Raw genomic sequence first — 15,749 nt, 5'->3', positions numbered from 1 at the left:
CAAGCATGAATACCTCAATGATTCGCTATATCCTGGCCAAACTCCTCTTGATTGAAGCAGCCCTCTTAGTCGTCCCCCTCATCGTCGCCCTGATTTACCGAGAAGATAGCCTGGTCTTTCGGGCCATTCTCATCACCATGAGCCTCTTGGCTGGGCTGGGAGGACTGGGGATTTGGTTCAAACCCAAACGCAAACGGATTTACGCCAAGGAAGGCATGCTGATTGTGGCCCTCTGTTGGGTCCTCTGGTCCTTCTTTGGGGCCCTGCCCTTTGTCCTGTCGGGGCAAATCCCATCCCTGATTGATGCCTTTTTTGAAACCAGTTCAGGCTTCACCACCACAGGGGCCACCATCTTACCTGATGTTAGCGTCCTCTCGCCAGCCCTCCTCTTTTGGCGGAGTTTCACTCACCTGATTGGGGGCATGGGGGTACTGGTCTTTGCCCTGGCTCTCATGGACAACGACCAAAACAGCAACCTGGAACTCATGCGGGCCGAGGTTCCTGGTCCTGTCTTTGGCAAGCTGGTTTCCCGCCTCAAGGACACGGCTCAAATCCTCTACGTCATCTACCTGGTTCTCTTTGCCATCCTGACAGGCCTACTCTGGTGGGCTGGCATGCCCCTCTTTGACAGCCTCATCATCAGCATGGGGACAGCGGGCACCGGCGGTTTTGCCGTCTATAACGACAGCATCGCCCACTATAACAGCTCGCTAATCACCAACATCGTCACCCTTGGTATGCTGGCTTTCGGGGTCAACTTCAACCTCTACTACCTCCTGCTGCTAGGCAAGGTCAAACTGGCCTTGGGTGATGAGGAACTCAAGGCCTACCTGGCTATCATCTTAGGGAGTGCTTTCTTGCTTTGGGTCAATGTGGGTGGCTTGTTCGCCACCCTGGGCACAGCCTTGGAAGTTATCTTCTTCCAGGTTGCAACCATCATCAGTTCAACGGGATATGGTCTGGTTGACACCTCACAATGGCCCATGTTTTCTCAGCTGGTTCTCCTCATGCTCATGTTCATCGGTGGTATGGCTGGCTCAACAGCTGGGGGCTTCAAGGTCATGCGGGTCTTGATTTTGGCCAAGATTTTCCATCTCCAGACCTTGCAAAACCTCTACCCCAATCGGGTCATGACCGTCCATGTCAACGGTCGCCAGCTGGACAAGGCTACCCAACATAGCATCATGAAATACTTCGTAGTCTATGTGGCCCTCTTTGTCAGCCTGGTCTTTATTCTCAGTCTGGACAGCAATAATTTCTTGGTCATCATCAGTGCCAGCGCCAGCATTTTTAACAACATCGGACCAATTCTGGGCACAACCGAAACCTTCGCCTTCTTCAGCCCCTTCTCCAAACTGGTCATGGGCTTCATGATGATTGCTGGACGGTTAGAAATCTTCCCCCTCCTCCTGCTCTTTAGCAGGCGGGCCTGGTCCAAATATTAAGACTGTACTATCACACGTCTGCCACCAATCTGACCTGTCTGACAACAGTTTTTTGGGAAAGGCCTCACAAGGCCTTTTCTTTTACCCAAACATCTGCTATAATAAAAATATAAACCGTTTTCAAGAGGTGGTCAGATGACAGAAATTGATTACAAACAAGTGACCGGCATGGTCCACTCCACAGAAAGTTTTGGTACCGTTGACGGGCCTGGCGTCCGCTTCATCGTCTTTATGCAGGGCTGCAAGATGCGTTGCCAGTACTGCCATAACCCTGATACCTGGGAGATGGAAACCAACAACTCTCGGGAACGTACCGTCGAAGACGTCCTCAAGGAGGCCCTGCGCTATCGGGGCTTCTGGGGCAAGGAGGGGGGCATTACCGTTTCTGGTGGCGAGGCCTTGCTCCAAATCGACTTTGTCACCGCCCTCTTTACCGAGGCCAAAAAACTGGGCATCCATTGTACCCTAGATACCTGTGCCCTGCCCTTCCGTGACAAGCCCGAATACCATGAAATCTTTGATAAGCTCCTGGCCGTGACTGACCTGGTTCTTCTGGACATCAAGGCCATCCGCAACGAACGTCACATCACCGTGACCAGCCAGTCCAACCGCAACATCATTGCCTGTGCCAAGTACCTGTCTGAAAAAGGCGTACCTGTCTGGATTCGCCACGTGCTGGTGCCTGGCCTGACCGACATTGATGAAGACTTGATTGAACTGGGCCAATTTGTCGAAACCCTGTCCAACGTCAACCGCTTTGAGGTTCTGCCCTACCACACCATGGGCGAATTCAAGTGGCGCCAATTGGGCATCCCTTACCCGCTGGCTGGGGTCAAACCGCCAACCAAGGACCGGGTTCAAAATGCCAAAACCCTTATGAAAACTGAATCCTACCAGGACTACCTGAAACGGGTTCAGGGCTAATCCTGTCTAAACGCCCTCTCGCCAAGCCGAGAGGGCGTTTTTGTCATCCAAAAAAGACACCAGCCTGAGCTGATGCCAAAAAGTCACGAGATTGCCTTTACTTCAACAGAAGGCATAACCTGTCAAACCAACCAAGCTTGGTACGACGCCGATGCTCATCTTCCCTAATCTTCATGGACAGACTGTCTCTCCAACACCTTTCGATTAAACTCAACTGAAGCTTTCTACTAGCCAAAAAACGGTCAAACTGCTCAAGGTAGAGCTTTAAGACCTGCCAATCCTCTTGACTCTCCATGCCCGTCTCAGAAATCAGTTCTTTCATTATCTGGATAACCTCCACAAACTCCTGTTTGGCTGGCTCCCCTTGACCTAGAGAAACTTCTAATTGATTCAGCAGCCTATTAACAGCTTGGACTGATTGATTCCTATCTTCAGATTTTTGATACCTCATCGTGAGAACTCCTTCGTTTATCTAGTCGTCCATTCATTAGACCCTCTTAGTCTAACAGTTCTACCCACAATTAGAGCATCATTTCCTGAACAGTCGCTTAACTTTCCTAAGTGGTAAACTGGACGAATAAAAAGGCAAAAAAAAGCATGGAGACAATCCCCATGCTCGATTTACTCACCGTAACATCCTATCCAAGGACATCTGATAAGGTGCTAACAGGTCTAATCCTGGGGCACATAGGCAACCGCACGCACCGGTGAGCCGACAGCCTGCTCCCAGTTGGGATAGGCAATGTTGATAAAGCTGCCTGTTGCTGGTACTTGGTCCAGGTTAGCCAGGACTTCCACCTGGTAAATGCCTTGCGCCAGCAGGTAGTACTCTTCAACCAAAGCTCCGCCATTTCCCGGAACAGAGGCCCCGCTGTCGGTATCCAGGGTCTCGTGGCCAACGGCCTTGACCTGGCGTTCGGTAATCAGGTATTCCAGGGCATCATGGCCCCAACCTGGCGTGTGCTGGACGTCCTTGTCGTCCAGGTTACGGAAGGCAGCCGTGTCTGGCCAACGCTTGTGCCAGTCAGAGCGAAAGGCCACAAAGGCTCCCTCTTCAATCGGGCCGTGCTCAGCCTCAAAGGCCAGGATGTCAGCCTTGGTGATTTGGTAGTCGGGGTTAGCCGCTACTGCCTCAGACTTGTCCACCACATAGAGGGGCAGAAAGAGGTCCTCCAAGGCAATCTCGTCCAGGTACTTGCCCCCCTCCACAAAGTGAATCGGCGGGTCGATGTGAGTCCCGTACTGGCCAACCAAAGTGAACTGCTGGACGTAAAAGCCGTCTTTCAGAGTGAAAATGTCCTTCTTCTCCAAAGCTGGCAGGGCTGGGAAACGTGGGCTAGTCTCGTTGATTTTGTGGGTCAGATTGACCAACTTGGCTGACTTGAAGGCCTCAAAGGCCTGGCGTAGATTTGTCATGGGGATGTCCTCCTCTTTGGGTCAATAGCAGAGCTGGTTAATTGCTTTGAATCCTGTTCTTCCAAAAACGCCTAACCAGCACGTCTTCTTAGTCTCTTACAGTTTACCCCATTTTGGAAGGGCTGACAAATACTTATTTTGATGACAGCGTTATAGTTTCAAGCTATACCCTTCTCCCTTTCTGATTTCCGACCTCTCATTCAGAAGATTAGCAGAGTATGGCATATTCCCCCTGTAAGCCCCTGATGAAGCTTTTTTCAGCTTAAACAGAGATAGATGTCATAGCAAGGCCAAACAACTAATCCTTTTTCAACCCCTCAAACTTGGCTTTCATGGTTGGGTTTTTGCGGGTTAGTTTTTTAACGGACACATCGTCCAGCTTGTTGTTGGCCAGGCGGAGCTGGTTTTCGCTGGTGGTCAGGAAGCGTTTGACCTCCTCCATCCGCTTGATGGACTTGTCAATCTCGTCAATGGCCTTTTTGAAATTGCTGCTGGCAGAATTGTAATTTTTGGCAAAAGCCTGCTTGAAGGTCTCCAAATCTTCTTCAAAGTTGGTGATGTCGATGTTCTGGCTCTTAATCAGGGCCAGTTCTTGCTTGTACTGCAAGCTATTCAGCGCAGCATTTCGCAAAAGACCAATCAACTGGATGAAGAATTGGGGGCGAACCACGTACATCTTAGGGTAGTCGTGGCTGACGTCCACGATGCCGGTGTTGTAGTAGTCGTTGTCGGCCTCCAGCATGGAGACCAGAACGGCGTACTCACAGCCCTTTTCTCGGCGATCCTTGTCCAGCTCCTTGAAGAAATCAGCGTTCTTGTGCTTGGTCTTGGTGGTGTCGGCCTCGTTTTTCATCTCAAACATGATGGAGATGAACTCTAGCCCGTTCTCATCCGCCTCTCGGAAGATAAAGTCCCCCTTGGACCCCCGGTCGGACACCAGGTTGTCCTTGCCAAACTGAGCCCGTGGAAAGGCGTAGGCCCGAACCTTGTTGAACTCGGTTTCGGCGTAGGCCTCCAGGCTCTCCCCGATGGCCTTGGTGGACTGCTGGGCCTTGAAGTTCTTGTAGAGTTCCACCTGGTCCTGGGCCAACTTGAGCTGGACCTCATACTCCTGGCGGGTGGTGGCCAAGGCCAGCTCCCGCTCCTGCTCCTTGCCTGCCAGGGCCTGGCTCAAACGCTGGATTTCCAGGTCCTTGTCGCCCAAGGCCTTGGTCAGGGCCAACTCCTGCTGGCTGGCCTGCTGGGCCAAACTAGCCTGCAAGGCCAAGACCTCCTTGTCCTTCTGGGCCAGGGCCGCCTGCACCTCCAAGGCCTGCTGCTTGCCCAAAGCCTCCAGCTGGGCCTGCAAACTCTCGATTTCCCGCTCTTTTTGGGACATGGCAGAGCTGACTTCCAGCTCGGTTTTTTCCCTAGTTTGTTCCAGTTGGGCTTTCAGCCGTTCCAGCTCCAAATCCTTCTCAGCCAACTTGGTCGTCAAATCGCCCTTGGCCTGTTCCTTGACCAAGAGGGTTTCCCGTTCCAGTCGTTCATGGATTTCCCGCTCGAATTCGACTCCCCGAACCTGGGCCAAGAGCTGGCTGTACTCGGTCTCATTGACCGTAAAACTGGTCTGGCAATGGGGGCACTTAATGGTGTTCATCTGATAATCTCCTTGTCAACATCTCTTACCCCATTATACCATTTTCCCTAAAAATATGATAAACTAGAGGCAATCACACAAAAGGAGAATCCCTATGCCATTCATCAAAATTGACCTCTTTGAAGGTCGGACACAAGAGCAAAAAGACCAGCTGGCCGAGGAGGTTTGCGAGGTCGTGTCTCGCATCACCAAGGCCCCTAAAGAAGCGGTTCATATCATCATCAATGACATGCCCGAGGGCACCTACTACCCACAGGGTAAGATGAAAACCAAGAACTAATGTGGTTGGATAAGACCTGCCAGGGGCTGGGAACTCGCATTCGCCTGGCCTTTGATCTAAACGGCCAGGAAGAAACTGCCTGGCTGGCCTGTCAAGACTTGCTAGCTAAGATGGAGCAGACCTTCTCCGCCCACCTGCCCCAGTCTGAACTCAGTCGCCTTAACCAGGCTGCTGGCTCAGCCCCTGTCCAGTTGTCCAAAGACCTCTTTGACCTGATTGCTCTTGGAAAGGTGGCCAGTCTGGCTCCCGACAGCCAGCTCAACATCGCCCTGGGGCCAGTCATTCAGGCCTGGCGGATTGGGTTTAGCGATGCTAGACAGCCTGGTCAAGCTGAGCTTGACCAGCTCCTGCCCCTCTGTCGGCCAGATTTGATTGAACTGGACGAGAACCTGCAAACCTGCCACCTGGCCCTGCCTGGTATGACCTTGGATTTAGGAGCCTTGGCCAAGGGCTACATTACAGACCGTCTGCTGGATCTGCTTAAGGAGCTAGGGGCCAGGTCGGTCTTGATTAACCTAGGCGGCAATGTTCTAACCCACGGCCAACCGCCTGCTGATCAGACCCATTGGCTGGTTGGGGTGCAGAAACCCTTTGCTCCGAGGGGCCAGTCTATTGGTCAGGTCAGACTGGCCAATCAGGCCCTGGTCACCTCAGGCACCTACGAACGCTGGTTTAGGGAAAATGGGGTAACCCACCACCACATTCTGGATGACCAAACAGGCTATCCCATTCAGAGCTCCATGACCAGCATCAGCGTTCTGGCCCCCAATGCCCTGACGGCTGAAATCTGGACCAGCAGGCTTTTTGGTCTGCCCATCAAGACTGCCTTGGCCTGGCTCAATCAGACTTCTGACATTGACGGCATCATCTTGACCGACCAGAACACCTGCCTCCTGTCAGACGGCATCCGGGAACACTTTAGCCCACTATACAACAACTAAGAGCCACCCCGATTGGGGCGGCTCTTGCCTTATTCTCTACCTATCTGCTTGGCCAAAGACAACCTTGCCGTCCTCAAAACGGTCTAGTCTGGCCAAGGAGGTCACTGGAATGCCCAGGTCCTCAACCAACTGGCGGCCCTCCTGAAAGGACTTTTCGATGACAATCCCTAAACCAACTGGCTCAGCCCCAGCCTGTCTGATGATGTCAATCAAGCCCTTAGCAGCTTGGCCATTGGCCAAAAAATCGTCCACGATAAGGACTCTATCCTCAGGACTCAGGAACTTGCTGGCGATAGAAACCGTACTGGTCACCTGCTTGGTGAAGGAATAAACCTCGGCGGTCAGGATGCCTTCTGTCATGGTGATGTTCTTATGCTTTTTGGCGAAAATCATGGGCACATCAAGGGCTTCGGCGGTATAGATGGCCGGGCAAATCCCTGAAGCCTCGATGGTCACTACCTTAGTAATGCCCTTGTCGGCATAGGCCTGGGCCAACTCCTCACCCATAGCCCGCATGAGGCGATGGTCCACCTGATGGGTCAAAAAGCTGTCCACCTTGAGAATATTCTCTCCAAGCACCTGACCATCTGCTACAATTCGCTCTTCTAACTGTTTCATGACAACTCCTTTGGTTTTTCTATTATTATACCATAAGCGTCAGCCGTAGCCAAGCAAAAACTGCACAAAACTCTATTTTCGTTCTCTTTTAGTTGAGAAAGGGCAGAGCTGTCAGGTCTAAAAGACTAGAAATCTTCCTGTTTTCTGAACTATTTGGTGCTGTCAGGTTGATGGAACCAATACCTGCTGCCAAAGCACAGTCTCGGTCCAAAGAGCGATCACCGATGTAATAAGTTTGAGCCCTATCCAGACCATACTGGTCTATCAGGTAATTGACCGCCTCTGGATCTGGTTTTCTGGCAAAGCCGTCTGCGGCCGTCACCACTTGAGTGAAATACTGGCTGATGCCCAGTCCTTCTAATACAGCGGTGGTCGTCGCCCCCTTGTGGGTATAAATAAAATGGCGGACGCCCTGCGAGGCTGTTTGAGCTAGAACCTCCTCAGCATGGGGCATGAGGACAATCTGATGGTCTCTAGCTTCCTGCTCTGCCATGAAGCGAGCCTTGATGAGGCGAGCGTCTAAGCCATAGGCCTCAGCCTGCTGGTCCAGCAGCTGACCGACGGAGGTGTCGAGAATCTGAGTGGACACGGCCTGAGCGTCAAAGGGCCAAGCCTCTTGGCGGTAGAGAAGCTCCAGAGCTTCCATGATGGCGGGGTAGGAATCGACCAAAGTGCCGTCGAAATCCCAAATAAAAGTCGTTCTTGTCATGCTTTTATTCTATCACAAATTAGACGAAATCGCTCGTTCAGTTATCAAAAGAAGAGAGCTAATAACCTAAAAAAGGCTCTATAATTTCTGTAGTGGGTAAATTCCCCGCAGAGATTATGGAGCCTTTTTGGGTATCAAAAAAGTCCCATATGACCTACAATGAAAAGCGACGAAACTCACATTAGAAGGACTCATATGGAACACAATCATTTTATCACACAACTGCTGGAAATTAAAGACCCTAACATCACTATTTTGGAGATTGTGGATGCCGGGAGCCACAAAGAGGGCATCGCTAAGCTGGACTACCCTGCTCCAAAATGCCAACATTGCCAGGGCCAGATGGCTAAATACGACTTCCAAAAACCATCCAAAATACCCTACCTGGACTGTGCTGGCTACAAGATACTCATTCGATTACGGAAACGCCGCTTTCGTTGCTCAAATTGCAGGAAAATAGCTGTTGCTGAGACGTCATTGGTCAAGAAAAACCACCAAATCCCTGTTGTCCTTAATCAGAAAATCGCCCAGAAACTGATTGAAAAGGTGGCGATGACTGCTATCGCTGAAAGTCTTGCCGTATCAACCTCAACGGTCATCCGAAAGCTAAAAGAGTTCCAGTTCAAGACAGACTTAAACTGGCTTCCTGAGAACATGTCCTGGGACGAGTACAGCTTCAAGAAGGGCAAAATGAGCTTCATCGCACAGGACTTTGATTCACTCAAAATCCTGACCATTCTTGATGGACGAACACAAGCTACCATTCGCAACCACTTTCTACGCTATTCGAGAAGTATCAGAAGCCGGGTCAAGGTTATCACCATGGACATGTTCAGCCCTTATTACAAACTGGCTAAACAGCTATTTCCTAACGCTAAAATCGTCCTCGATCGTTTCCACATTGTCCAACACCTAAGCAGAGCCATGAATAGGCTACGCGTACAGGTAATGAACCAGTTTGACAGAAAATCTCACGAGTACAAGGCACTCAAACGCTACTGGAAACTAATCCAGCAAGATAGTCGTAAGCTCAGCGATAAATGCTTTTATCGTCCAACTTTTCGCATGCACTTGACTAACCAGGAGATTGTCGCTAAGCTGCTCGGCTATTCTCAAGAACTGAAAGAGCACTATGAACTCTACCAGCTGCTCCTGTTTCATTTCCAGAAGAAGCAAGCTGACCAGTTTTTGGGGCTTATCCAAGAGGCTCTGCCAGCTGTCAATCCTATCTTTCAGACGGTTTTCAAGACCTTTTTGAAAGACAAGGAGAAGATTGTCAACGCCATGGAACTGCCTTACTCAAACGCTAAACTCGAGGCGACAAATAATCTCATCAAGGTCATTAAGCGTAACGCTTTTGGATTCCGAAACTTTGAAAACTTCAAAACTCGTATTTTCATTGCCATAAACATAAAAAGAGAGAAGACAAGTCCTGTCCTCTCTCGCTGTTAAATCGGTCAACCCACTACAGTTGACAAAGAGCCCTAAAAAACAGACGAGTTACCTCGTCTGTTTTTGGTTATCGAATGACAATCTGGTTAGCCTTGATATCAAGACCTCTTGGCAGTTGGGCAAATTGAATCCTGTCTGTCTGGCCCTTGCCATCTGGGTCATAGGACAGGCTACCCGTCTGGCTATCATAAATGATGTACTCCAGAACGCGAGCCCTGTCTACATTGGCAAAGATGCTTGATGACAGTTCAATGGTGTCATCGGCACCAAAATCGGTAATCTCATCAATCTGACCGTTGAATGGGCTGTTAAAGACAAAGGTGTCGGCACCGCCACGGCCTCGCAAGGTGTTGGCCTGAGAGTTACCTGTGATGCGGTTAGCACCGCTGTTACCATAACCAAGCTCTGCTGCCCCTGTCAAGGTCAAATCTTCCACATTTTCTGGTAGATCGTAGTCAACGCTGGCAATGATGTGGTCACGACCTGGGTCGGTGCCCTCGGTTACCACATCCTGTTCATTGTCAACAATGAAGATGTCGTTACCAGCTCCGCCGTCCATTTGGTCAGCGCCAGCTCCGCCATCCAGGTAGTCGTCACCTGCACCACCCCAAATCTGGTCGGCGCCTGCGCCTCCCAAGATGTCGTTTGCAGCCACATTGCCCCGCAAAACATCATCGTGCTTAGAGCCAATCAGGCGTTCAATCTGAGTGCCGTGACTGATAAAGGCCTGGTCATCGTTGTAGACCATGACGCTCGGAATGTTGGTGTCCTCATATTTAGCAGCCGTATTGTTAAAGAAAGTGCCTGGGCGACGGTGGAATTCCTTGGTTTCCTCTGCCCAGAAGTGCCTTGTCTTGTCGCCACGGAAAATCCAAGATCCTGGCGTCAAATCAACGGTAACTGGCTTGTCCTCCATGGAGGCATCAAAGGTATCCACCCCAGCCCCATCCCAGATGTAGCTACTGTCATCTATCTGATAACTGGTGTGGCGTTTGAAGGTGTAGGTATTATCCTCCTTGTGCTGGTCTGGGTTGACCCCATAACGGTAATGAAGGTGCATCAAATCCAGCATTCGGAGCGGTTTTTTAGCATCTGGACGAACCATTCTGAGGTTGTAGGTCATGACCGTGGTGATGTAACCATTCTCATGGCCAAAGTGCTCGTCCTTGACATCGGCCGCACCAAGAGAGTGCATGGTCTCGTGCATCATGAGGGCATAGCCAGCATCCGTTACGCGGACGTCAGGAGCATTCATATAAACTGATCCGCCGCTAGTCGCACGAGAACGGCCGTCATGTGAAAAGATTTGGTGGAAAGAAATATCTGGGGTATCCTTGGGATCCAAAACCGGTTTCTCTGAGAAGGTCAGACGTGTATGGGATGAAAACTCATCCAACACTTGCCGAACCATGGCCTTTTCTGCGTCTGTAAAGTTAACTGCGCCGCTACTATTTTCAATAAAATGATAGGTCAGATGGTAACGGTCATTGCCGATTGGTTGCTTGGCCAGGTGACCGTAGCTGTTGTAAAGTTCGTGACGAATACCTTTAATGAAGTAGGCCAACCTATCCTCAGAAACATGGCCTGTCTCAAACTTAGCCACGAAATCACTCTGGTTGGTCACGTGGTTACCAAAATAAAGCATGGAATCACTGACAGTGACGGCTTGACCAGCATAGTCCTTACCCTTAAGAGTAGCAGTGATGACCTGCTGACCAGAAGTTTGCAGGGCAGATTGGTCAACGGTCACAACAAATTGCTTATCGCTACCAACTTGACCTCGGTAAACCTGGTCACCAATCCGAACGGCAACCTCATCATCCTGTTGGGCATTACCAGAAACTCGTCCTCTGACAATTGCCTTGTCAGCCGGTGGCAAAACGATGGTTTTGTCAGTGCCATTAGTCAGCCAAGGATTGGTGTTGAGGCGGTATTTGCTTTGGTCTGAGATAACTGGGCGACTGGTTTCAATCCGTCTTGGCGAGTCATCGTAGGTGCCTAATTTGGCATCGTAAATAACATGGTGGTCATCAGGCAAACTGAATACCAGTTCCTTGCCCTCAGCCATCTTCAAATCAGCCACCGGGATATCGAAACTAAAGTCCTTATCCTTGACGGTTTCACGCCAGCGATTGACCAAGGCCGTACTGCTACGGGCTTGGCCCAAACCAGTCGTATAGGTCTTACCATTGAGCTCTAGCTTCACCGTGTCGATAAAGAGGTCATTGTGATAACGAGCCGCCAGCCCTTCTAGGCGTAGGCTACCTGAAATCCGAACCGTATCGCTGGCTGGGTTCAAGGTCTCAACCGCCTCAATCCTGATTTGGTTGGTGGCTTCTGAGGCAACGGTGTAAGGGCGATGGATGGTCTGGTCGCCTTGGCTCACCGTCACTCGGTAAGTGCCATTGGCCACCAAATCCTTGGTCGCTACCGACAAGCTGTAACGACCATCACGGACTTCCGCTGTTTCCACCTTGTCACCGATGGTCACCGTCACAGGATTAGTCCCATCCGCCTGACCACCCAGCATCAAACGGTCGGTTTGAGCCTCGGTCACGTTGATGTGGTCGTCTGAGGTAATCAGGTCAATGGTCAATCCTTTTGGAACTTCTGCTTTCTTGATTCCCCGTTCAATGACTTCGTTTTGAACAGCAACCTTCACCCGACGGTCAATGGTTGGCTCACCGACCTTGACCCCACGCTCTGTTCGGTAGGTCTTGGTCACCACCGTCACGCCGTCACGACCAGCTGTCACCGTCCGCGTCTGCCCTTCTGGCAGGTCAGGATTGTCACGGGTGGTTGAGGTAAATTTGACCACTTCCTCGCTAGTTTCCACCACTTGACCCACGATTGGCTTGGTGCCGATAAGCTCGACGCGACGGACAGCTGGACGAACGGAAACGACCTGACGGTCAAGCACTTCGGTCGTCCGAACACCACGGACAGTCTTGTAAACTGTGGTGATTTTGTTCTGACCTACTCTACCTTCTTCAAGGACGCTAATCTCGCCAAGCCAGGCTTCTGGATTTGGACGGACTTCCTTATCGAGTCGAACATCTTCGTATGTGACAACGGGCTCGCTGCCCTCAACTGGCTTAGTCCCCCGTTCAATGACTTCGTTTTGAACAGAGACCTTCACCCGACGGTTAATGGTTGGCTCACCGACCTTGACCCCACGCTCGGTCCGATAGGTCTTGGTCACCTCCGTCACCCCGTCACGGCCAACCGTCACCGTCCTCGTCTGCCCTTCTGGCAGGTCAGGGTTATCACGAGTAGTTGAGGTAAATTTAACCACTTCCTCGCTGGTTTCCACCACTTGACCCACGATTGGCTTGGTGCCGATAAGCTCGACGCGACGGACAGCTGGACGAACCTCTTCAAGCTGACGCTCAAGCACTTCGGTCGTCCGAACACCACGAACTGTCTTGTAAACTGTGGTGATTTTGTTCTGACCTACTCGACCTTCTTCAAGGACGCTAATCTCGCCAAGCCAGGCTTCTGGATTTGGACGGACTTCCTTGTCGAGTCGAACATCTTCGTATGTGACAACGGGCTCGCTGCCCTCAACTGGCTTAGTCCCCCGTTCAATGACTTCGTTTTGAACAGCGACCTTCACCTGACGGTCAATGGCTGGCTCACCAACCTTGACCCCACGCTCTGTTCGGTAGGTCTTGGTCACCACCGTCACCCCGTCACGACCAACTGTCACCGTCCGCGTCTGCCCTTCTGGCAGGTCAGGGTTATCACGGGTGGTTGAGGTAAATTTGACCACTTCCTCGCTGGTTTCCACCACTTGACCCACGATTGGCTTGGTGCCGATACGTTCGATACGGTCAATAGCAGAGCTGGTAACCTCTTCCTTCTCTTCTAAGACTTTACCAGTCCGACGACCACGCTCCGTCTCATAAACCCTGGATATCACTTTCTCACCAGCTTGACCAGAATTGTCAACCACCACATCACCAGCCCAAAGGTTCTGATCCTCGATATGGCTCGTTTTCGGCTCAAGGGCGACAAGCTCACGATCAAGCTCTTGACCCATAATCGGCTTAGTGCCAATCACCTCAATCCGATTATTAACTGGTTCAATGGTTTCCACACGACGATCCAGAACCTCTTCTGTCCGAACCCCACGACTGGTCTTGTAAACGGTGACTATCTTGTTTTGGCCAGCTGAACCAGCCGACGCAACCGTCACATCGCCAGCCCAAGCCTCGGCATCCTCACGCCGTTCGGTCTGCGGTGCAGTGGTTTCCAACGTCTCCACAACCTCCCGACCTTCAATCGGCTTGGTGCCGACCTTAACAACCCGGTCTTGCGGGGCACGCAGTTCTCGCTCAGTTACTTGTGGGCTGGGTTGCCGCTGGCCGTCAATAGTTTGGTAGGTAATTACAATTTCCTTGAGGCCATTGCGACCTGCCTGAATCTCTTGACGTTTATCCTCCCAAAGCTGATCATCCTTTTCCTCACGAACCCTATAAAACGTCTCAACCTCCTGACGCTCCACCTCAATACCAAGAACTGGTTGAGCAACAGTAGCCTTGGTACCTCGGCGGACGATTTGATTAACAGCTGGGGTCGTAATCTGGCTGGAAACCAATTGACCATCCAAATAGGTGTGGGTCAATAGACCATTGACACCTGCCTGAACAAGAACTTCCTCACCAAGAGGCAAACTATCATCCGAAATCACCTCGCTTGTAAAGGGAATGATCGCGGTGCTAGTCCTTTCAACGGGTTGAGCAACAGTAGCCTTGGTACCTCGGCGGACGATTTGATTGACAGCTGGGGTCGTCACCTGGCTGGAAACCAATTGACCATCCAAATAGGTGTGGGTCAATAGGCCGTTAACGCCTGATTGGACGATAACTTCCTCACCAAGAGGCAGGCTATCATCCGAAATCACCTCGCTGGTAAAGGGAATGATCTCGGTGCTAGTCGTTTCAACGGGTTGAGCAACAGTAGCCTTGGCACCTCGGCGGACGATTTGATTGACAGCTGGGGTCGTGATCTGGCTGGAAACCAATTGACCATCCAAATAGGTGTGGGTCAATAGACCATTAACACCTGCCTGAACAAGAACTTCCTCACCAAGAGGCAAACTATCATCCGAAATCACCTCGCTGGTAAAGGGAATGATCTCGGTGCTAGTCGTTTCAACTGGTTGAGCAACAGTAGCCTTGGTACCTCGGCGGACGATTTGATTGACAGCTGGGGTCGTCACCTGGCTGGAAACCAATTGACCATCCAAATAGGTGTTGGTCAATAGACCATTGACACCTGCCTGAACAAGAACTTCCTCACCAAGAGGCAGGCTATCATCCGAAATCACCTCACTTGTAAAGGGAATGACCTCCGTGCTAGTCGTTTCAACTGGTTTAGCTGGTTGAACGGGGCTGTCCAGAACCGGCTGCTCAGGGCTTGAGGGCTCTGATGGAACGGTCGGCTGTTCCGAACTTGCTTGCCCCTCCAAAACAGGTGCTTGGTCACTAGAGAGGGGTGGGAGGTCAGGACGTGGTTCAGTTGATACAACGACTGGAACCCTTGTTGAAAGGCCTGAGACGGTCCCTTCTGGCTTGGTCATCTCAACGCCTGTTCCCTGGTCCTTGTCCGCTTCAAGCGAAGCAGGAACTGCCTTATCCTGCTCGGCTATTGGCTTCGCCGAAGAAACTGATGGCGCCGCCGACTCAAGCAGGTAGCCATAAAAAGTCCGATCCGCAAAGGCCTGAGGGCTCGGCAGCTGAGCCCCACGCGCCACCCTATGGCTGGTTTGGAAAAAGGTCTGAAGCGAACGGTCTAGGGCGGAAATGGCTGAGCTGCTCAAACTTGCACCGCCTAGACTTGTCATTAAAATCACCTGAACCAAGAGCTTCTTATTTTTCCGCCGCAAGGCGATAATGGCCCCCGCAAGCCCACTAGCTCCCAAAAGAGTTAGAACTTCCTGGGGTATATCACCTGTTTGAGGGAGACTGATGGCTGGCTGATTTTGCCGATAAACCAAAAGGTAGCTGGCATCTGTCAGGGCAAATTCTTTGGCCAAGTCATCGGCTGTTTTGAGAGCGGCCTGCTCCTCTGCCCTTAAAGTCTCGTAAGCGACATACTGGTAAGTGATGGTGACCTGTTGCTGCTCCTGGACAACGGATTCTTGGGCCAAAACGCTGGTTTCTTGAAGGCCAGCTCCAACTAACGCGGCCCCAATCGTCGCCGAGACCACACCGATGGACAGCTTTCTAATAGAGAAACGTTGCAATCGTTGCCAAGATAAAAACGAATGAAACATTTACGACTCCTTTACACCTATGTAATCCCTTTCATTATATCATGT

At 51.2% G+C, this 15,749-nt stretch carries 11 protein-coding genes; 5 read left to right on the top strand and 6 right to left on the bottom strand.

Annotated elements, in window-relative coordinates:
- The first annotated feature begins 5 nt into the window (after positions 1-5).
- Both AC3ARB_RS03520 and pflA read left to right on the top strand, forming a co-directional pair.
- Positions 6-1,445, top strand: coding sequence for a TrkH family potassium uptake protein (locus tag AC3ARB_RS03520; RefSeq protein WP_488321181.1), 1,440 nt, complete (start codon positions 6-8; stop codon positions 1,443-1,445).
- 135 nt (positions 1,446-1,580) lie between these two features.
- Entirely contained in the window at positions 1,581-2,369 is a 789-nt protein-coding gene (pflA, locus tag AC3ARB_RS03515; RefSeq protein ID WP_488321180.1) for a pyruvate formate-lyase-activating protein, read from the top strand.
- 97 nt (positions 2,370-2,466) lie between these two features.
- Here pflA and AC3ARB_RS03510 read toward each other — a convergent pair whose 3' ends face one another.
- The 3 genes from AC3ARB_RS03510 to AC3ARB_RS03500 form a co-directional block, all read right to left on the bottom strand.
- Complete coding sequence (locus AC3ARB_RS03510; RefSeq protein ID WP_488321179.1) at positions 2,467-2,820, bottom strand: hypothetical protein; 354 nt, start codon at positions 2,818-2,820, stop codon at positions 2,467-2,469.
- Between the two features lie 221 nt (positions 2,821-3,041).
- On the bottom strand, positions 3,042-3,785 hold the full coding sequence (locus AC3ARB_RS03505; protein WP_488321178.1) for a cyclase family protein: 744 nt from the start codon (positions 3,783-3,785) through the stop codon (positions 3,042-3,044).
- Between the two features lie 298 nt (positions 3,786-4,083).
- On the bottom strand, positions 4,084-5,424 hold the full coding sequence (locus AC3ARB_RS03500; protein WP_488321177.1) for a DUF2130 domain-containing protein: 1,341 nt from the start codon (positions 5,422-5,424) through the stop codon (positions 4,084-4,086).
- A 94-nt stretch (positions 5,425-5,518) separates the two neighbouring features.
- On the opposite strand from AC3ARB_RS03500, the gene AC3ARB_RS03495 reads away from it, so the two are divergent.
- Together AC3ARB_RS03495 and AC3ARB_RS03490 are read left to right on the top strand one after the other, a co-directional pair.
- Positions 5,519-5,704 carry a 4-oxalocrotonate tautomerase gene (locus tag AC3ARB_RS03495; protein ID WP_488321176.1) on the top strand — a complete coding sequence of 62 codons (186 nt, stop codon included), beginning with the start codon at positions 5,519-5,521 and terminating at the stop codon, positions 5,702-5,704.
- Positions 5,704-6,645 (top strand): FAD:protein FMN transferase, encoded by a 942-nt coding sequence (locus AC3ARB_RS03490; RefSeq protein ID WP_488321175.1) that lies wholly within the window; start codon positions 5,704-5,706, stop codon positions 6,643-6,645. The genes AC3ARB_RS03495 and AC3ARB_RS03490 overlap by 1 nt, the downstream gene beginning before the upstream one ends.
- Before the next feature lie 36 nt (positions 6,646-6,681).
- On the opposite strand, the gene AC3ARB_RS03485 is transcribed toward AC3ARB_RS03490, so the two are convergent.
- Both AC3ARB_RS03485 and AC3ARB_RS03480 read right to left on the bottom strand, forming a co-directional pair.
- A complete protein-coding gene (locus tag AC3ARB_RS03485) occupies positions 6,682-7,263 on the bottom strand; it encodes a xanthine phosphoribosyltransferase (protein WP_488321174.1) in 582 nt (193 codons plus the stop codon).
- Between the two features lie 88 nt (positions 7,264-7,351).
- On the bottom strand, positions 7,352-7,972 hold the full coding sequence (locus AC3ARB_RS03480; RefSeq protein ID WP_488321173.1) for an HAD-IA family hydrolase: 621 nt from the start codon (positions 7,970-7,972) through the stop codon (positions 7,352-7,354).
- 195 nt (positions 7,973-8,167) lie between these two features.
- On the opposite strand from AC3ARB_RS03480, the gene AC3ARB_RS03475 reads away from it, so the two are divergent.
- Positions 8,168-9,424 (top strand): ISL3 family transposase, encoded by a 1,257-nt coding sequence (locus AC3ARB_RS03475; protein ID WP_488321172.1) that lies wholly within the window; start codon positions 8,168-8,170, stop codon positions 9,422-9,424.
- Between the two features lie 67 nt (positions 9,425-9,491).
- Here AC3ARB_RS03475 and AC3ARB_RS03470 read toward each other — a convergent pair whose 3' ends face one another.
- Positions 9,492-15,704, bottom strand: coding sequence for a G5 domain-containing protein (locus tag AC3ARB_RS03470; protein WP_488321171.1), 6,213 nt, complete (start codon positions 15,702-15,704; stop codon positions 9,492-9,494).
- Positions 15,705-15,749: the final 45 nt, after the last annotated feature.

It is taken from the genome of Streptococcus sp. ZY171113, from assembly GCF_057748235.1.
The sequence above is the reverse complement of the archived record's forward strand: the minus strand, read 5'-3'. Positions and strand labels throughout refer to the sequence as shown.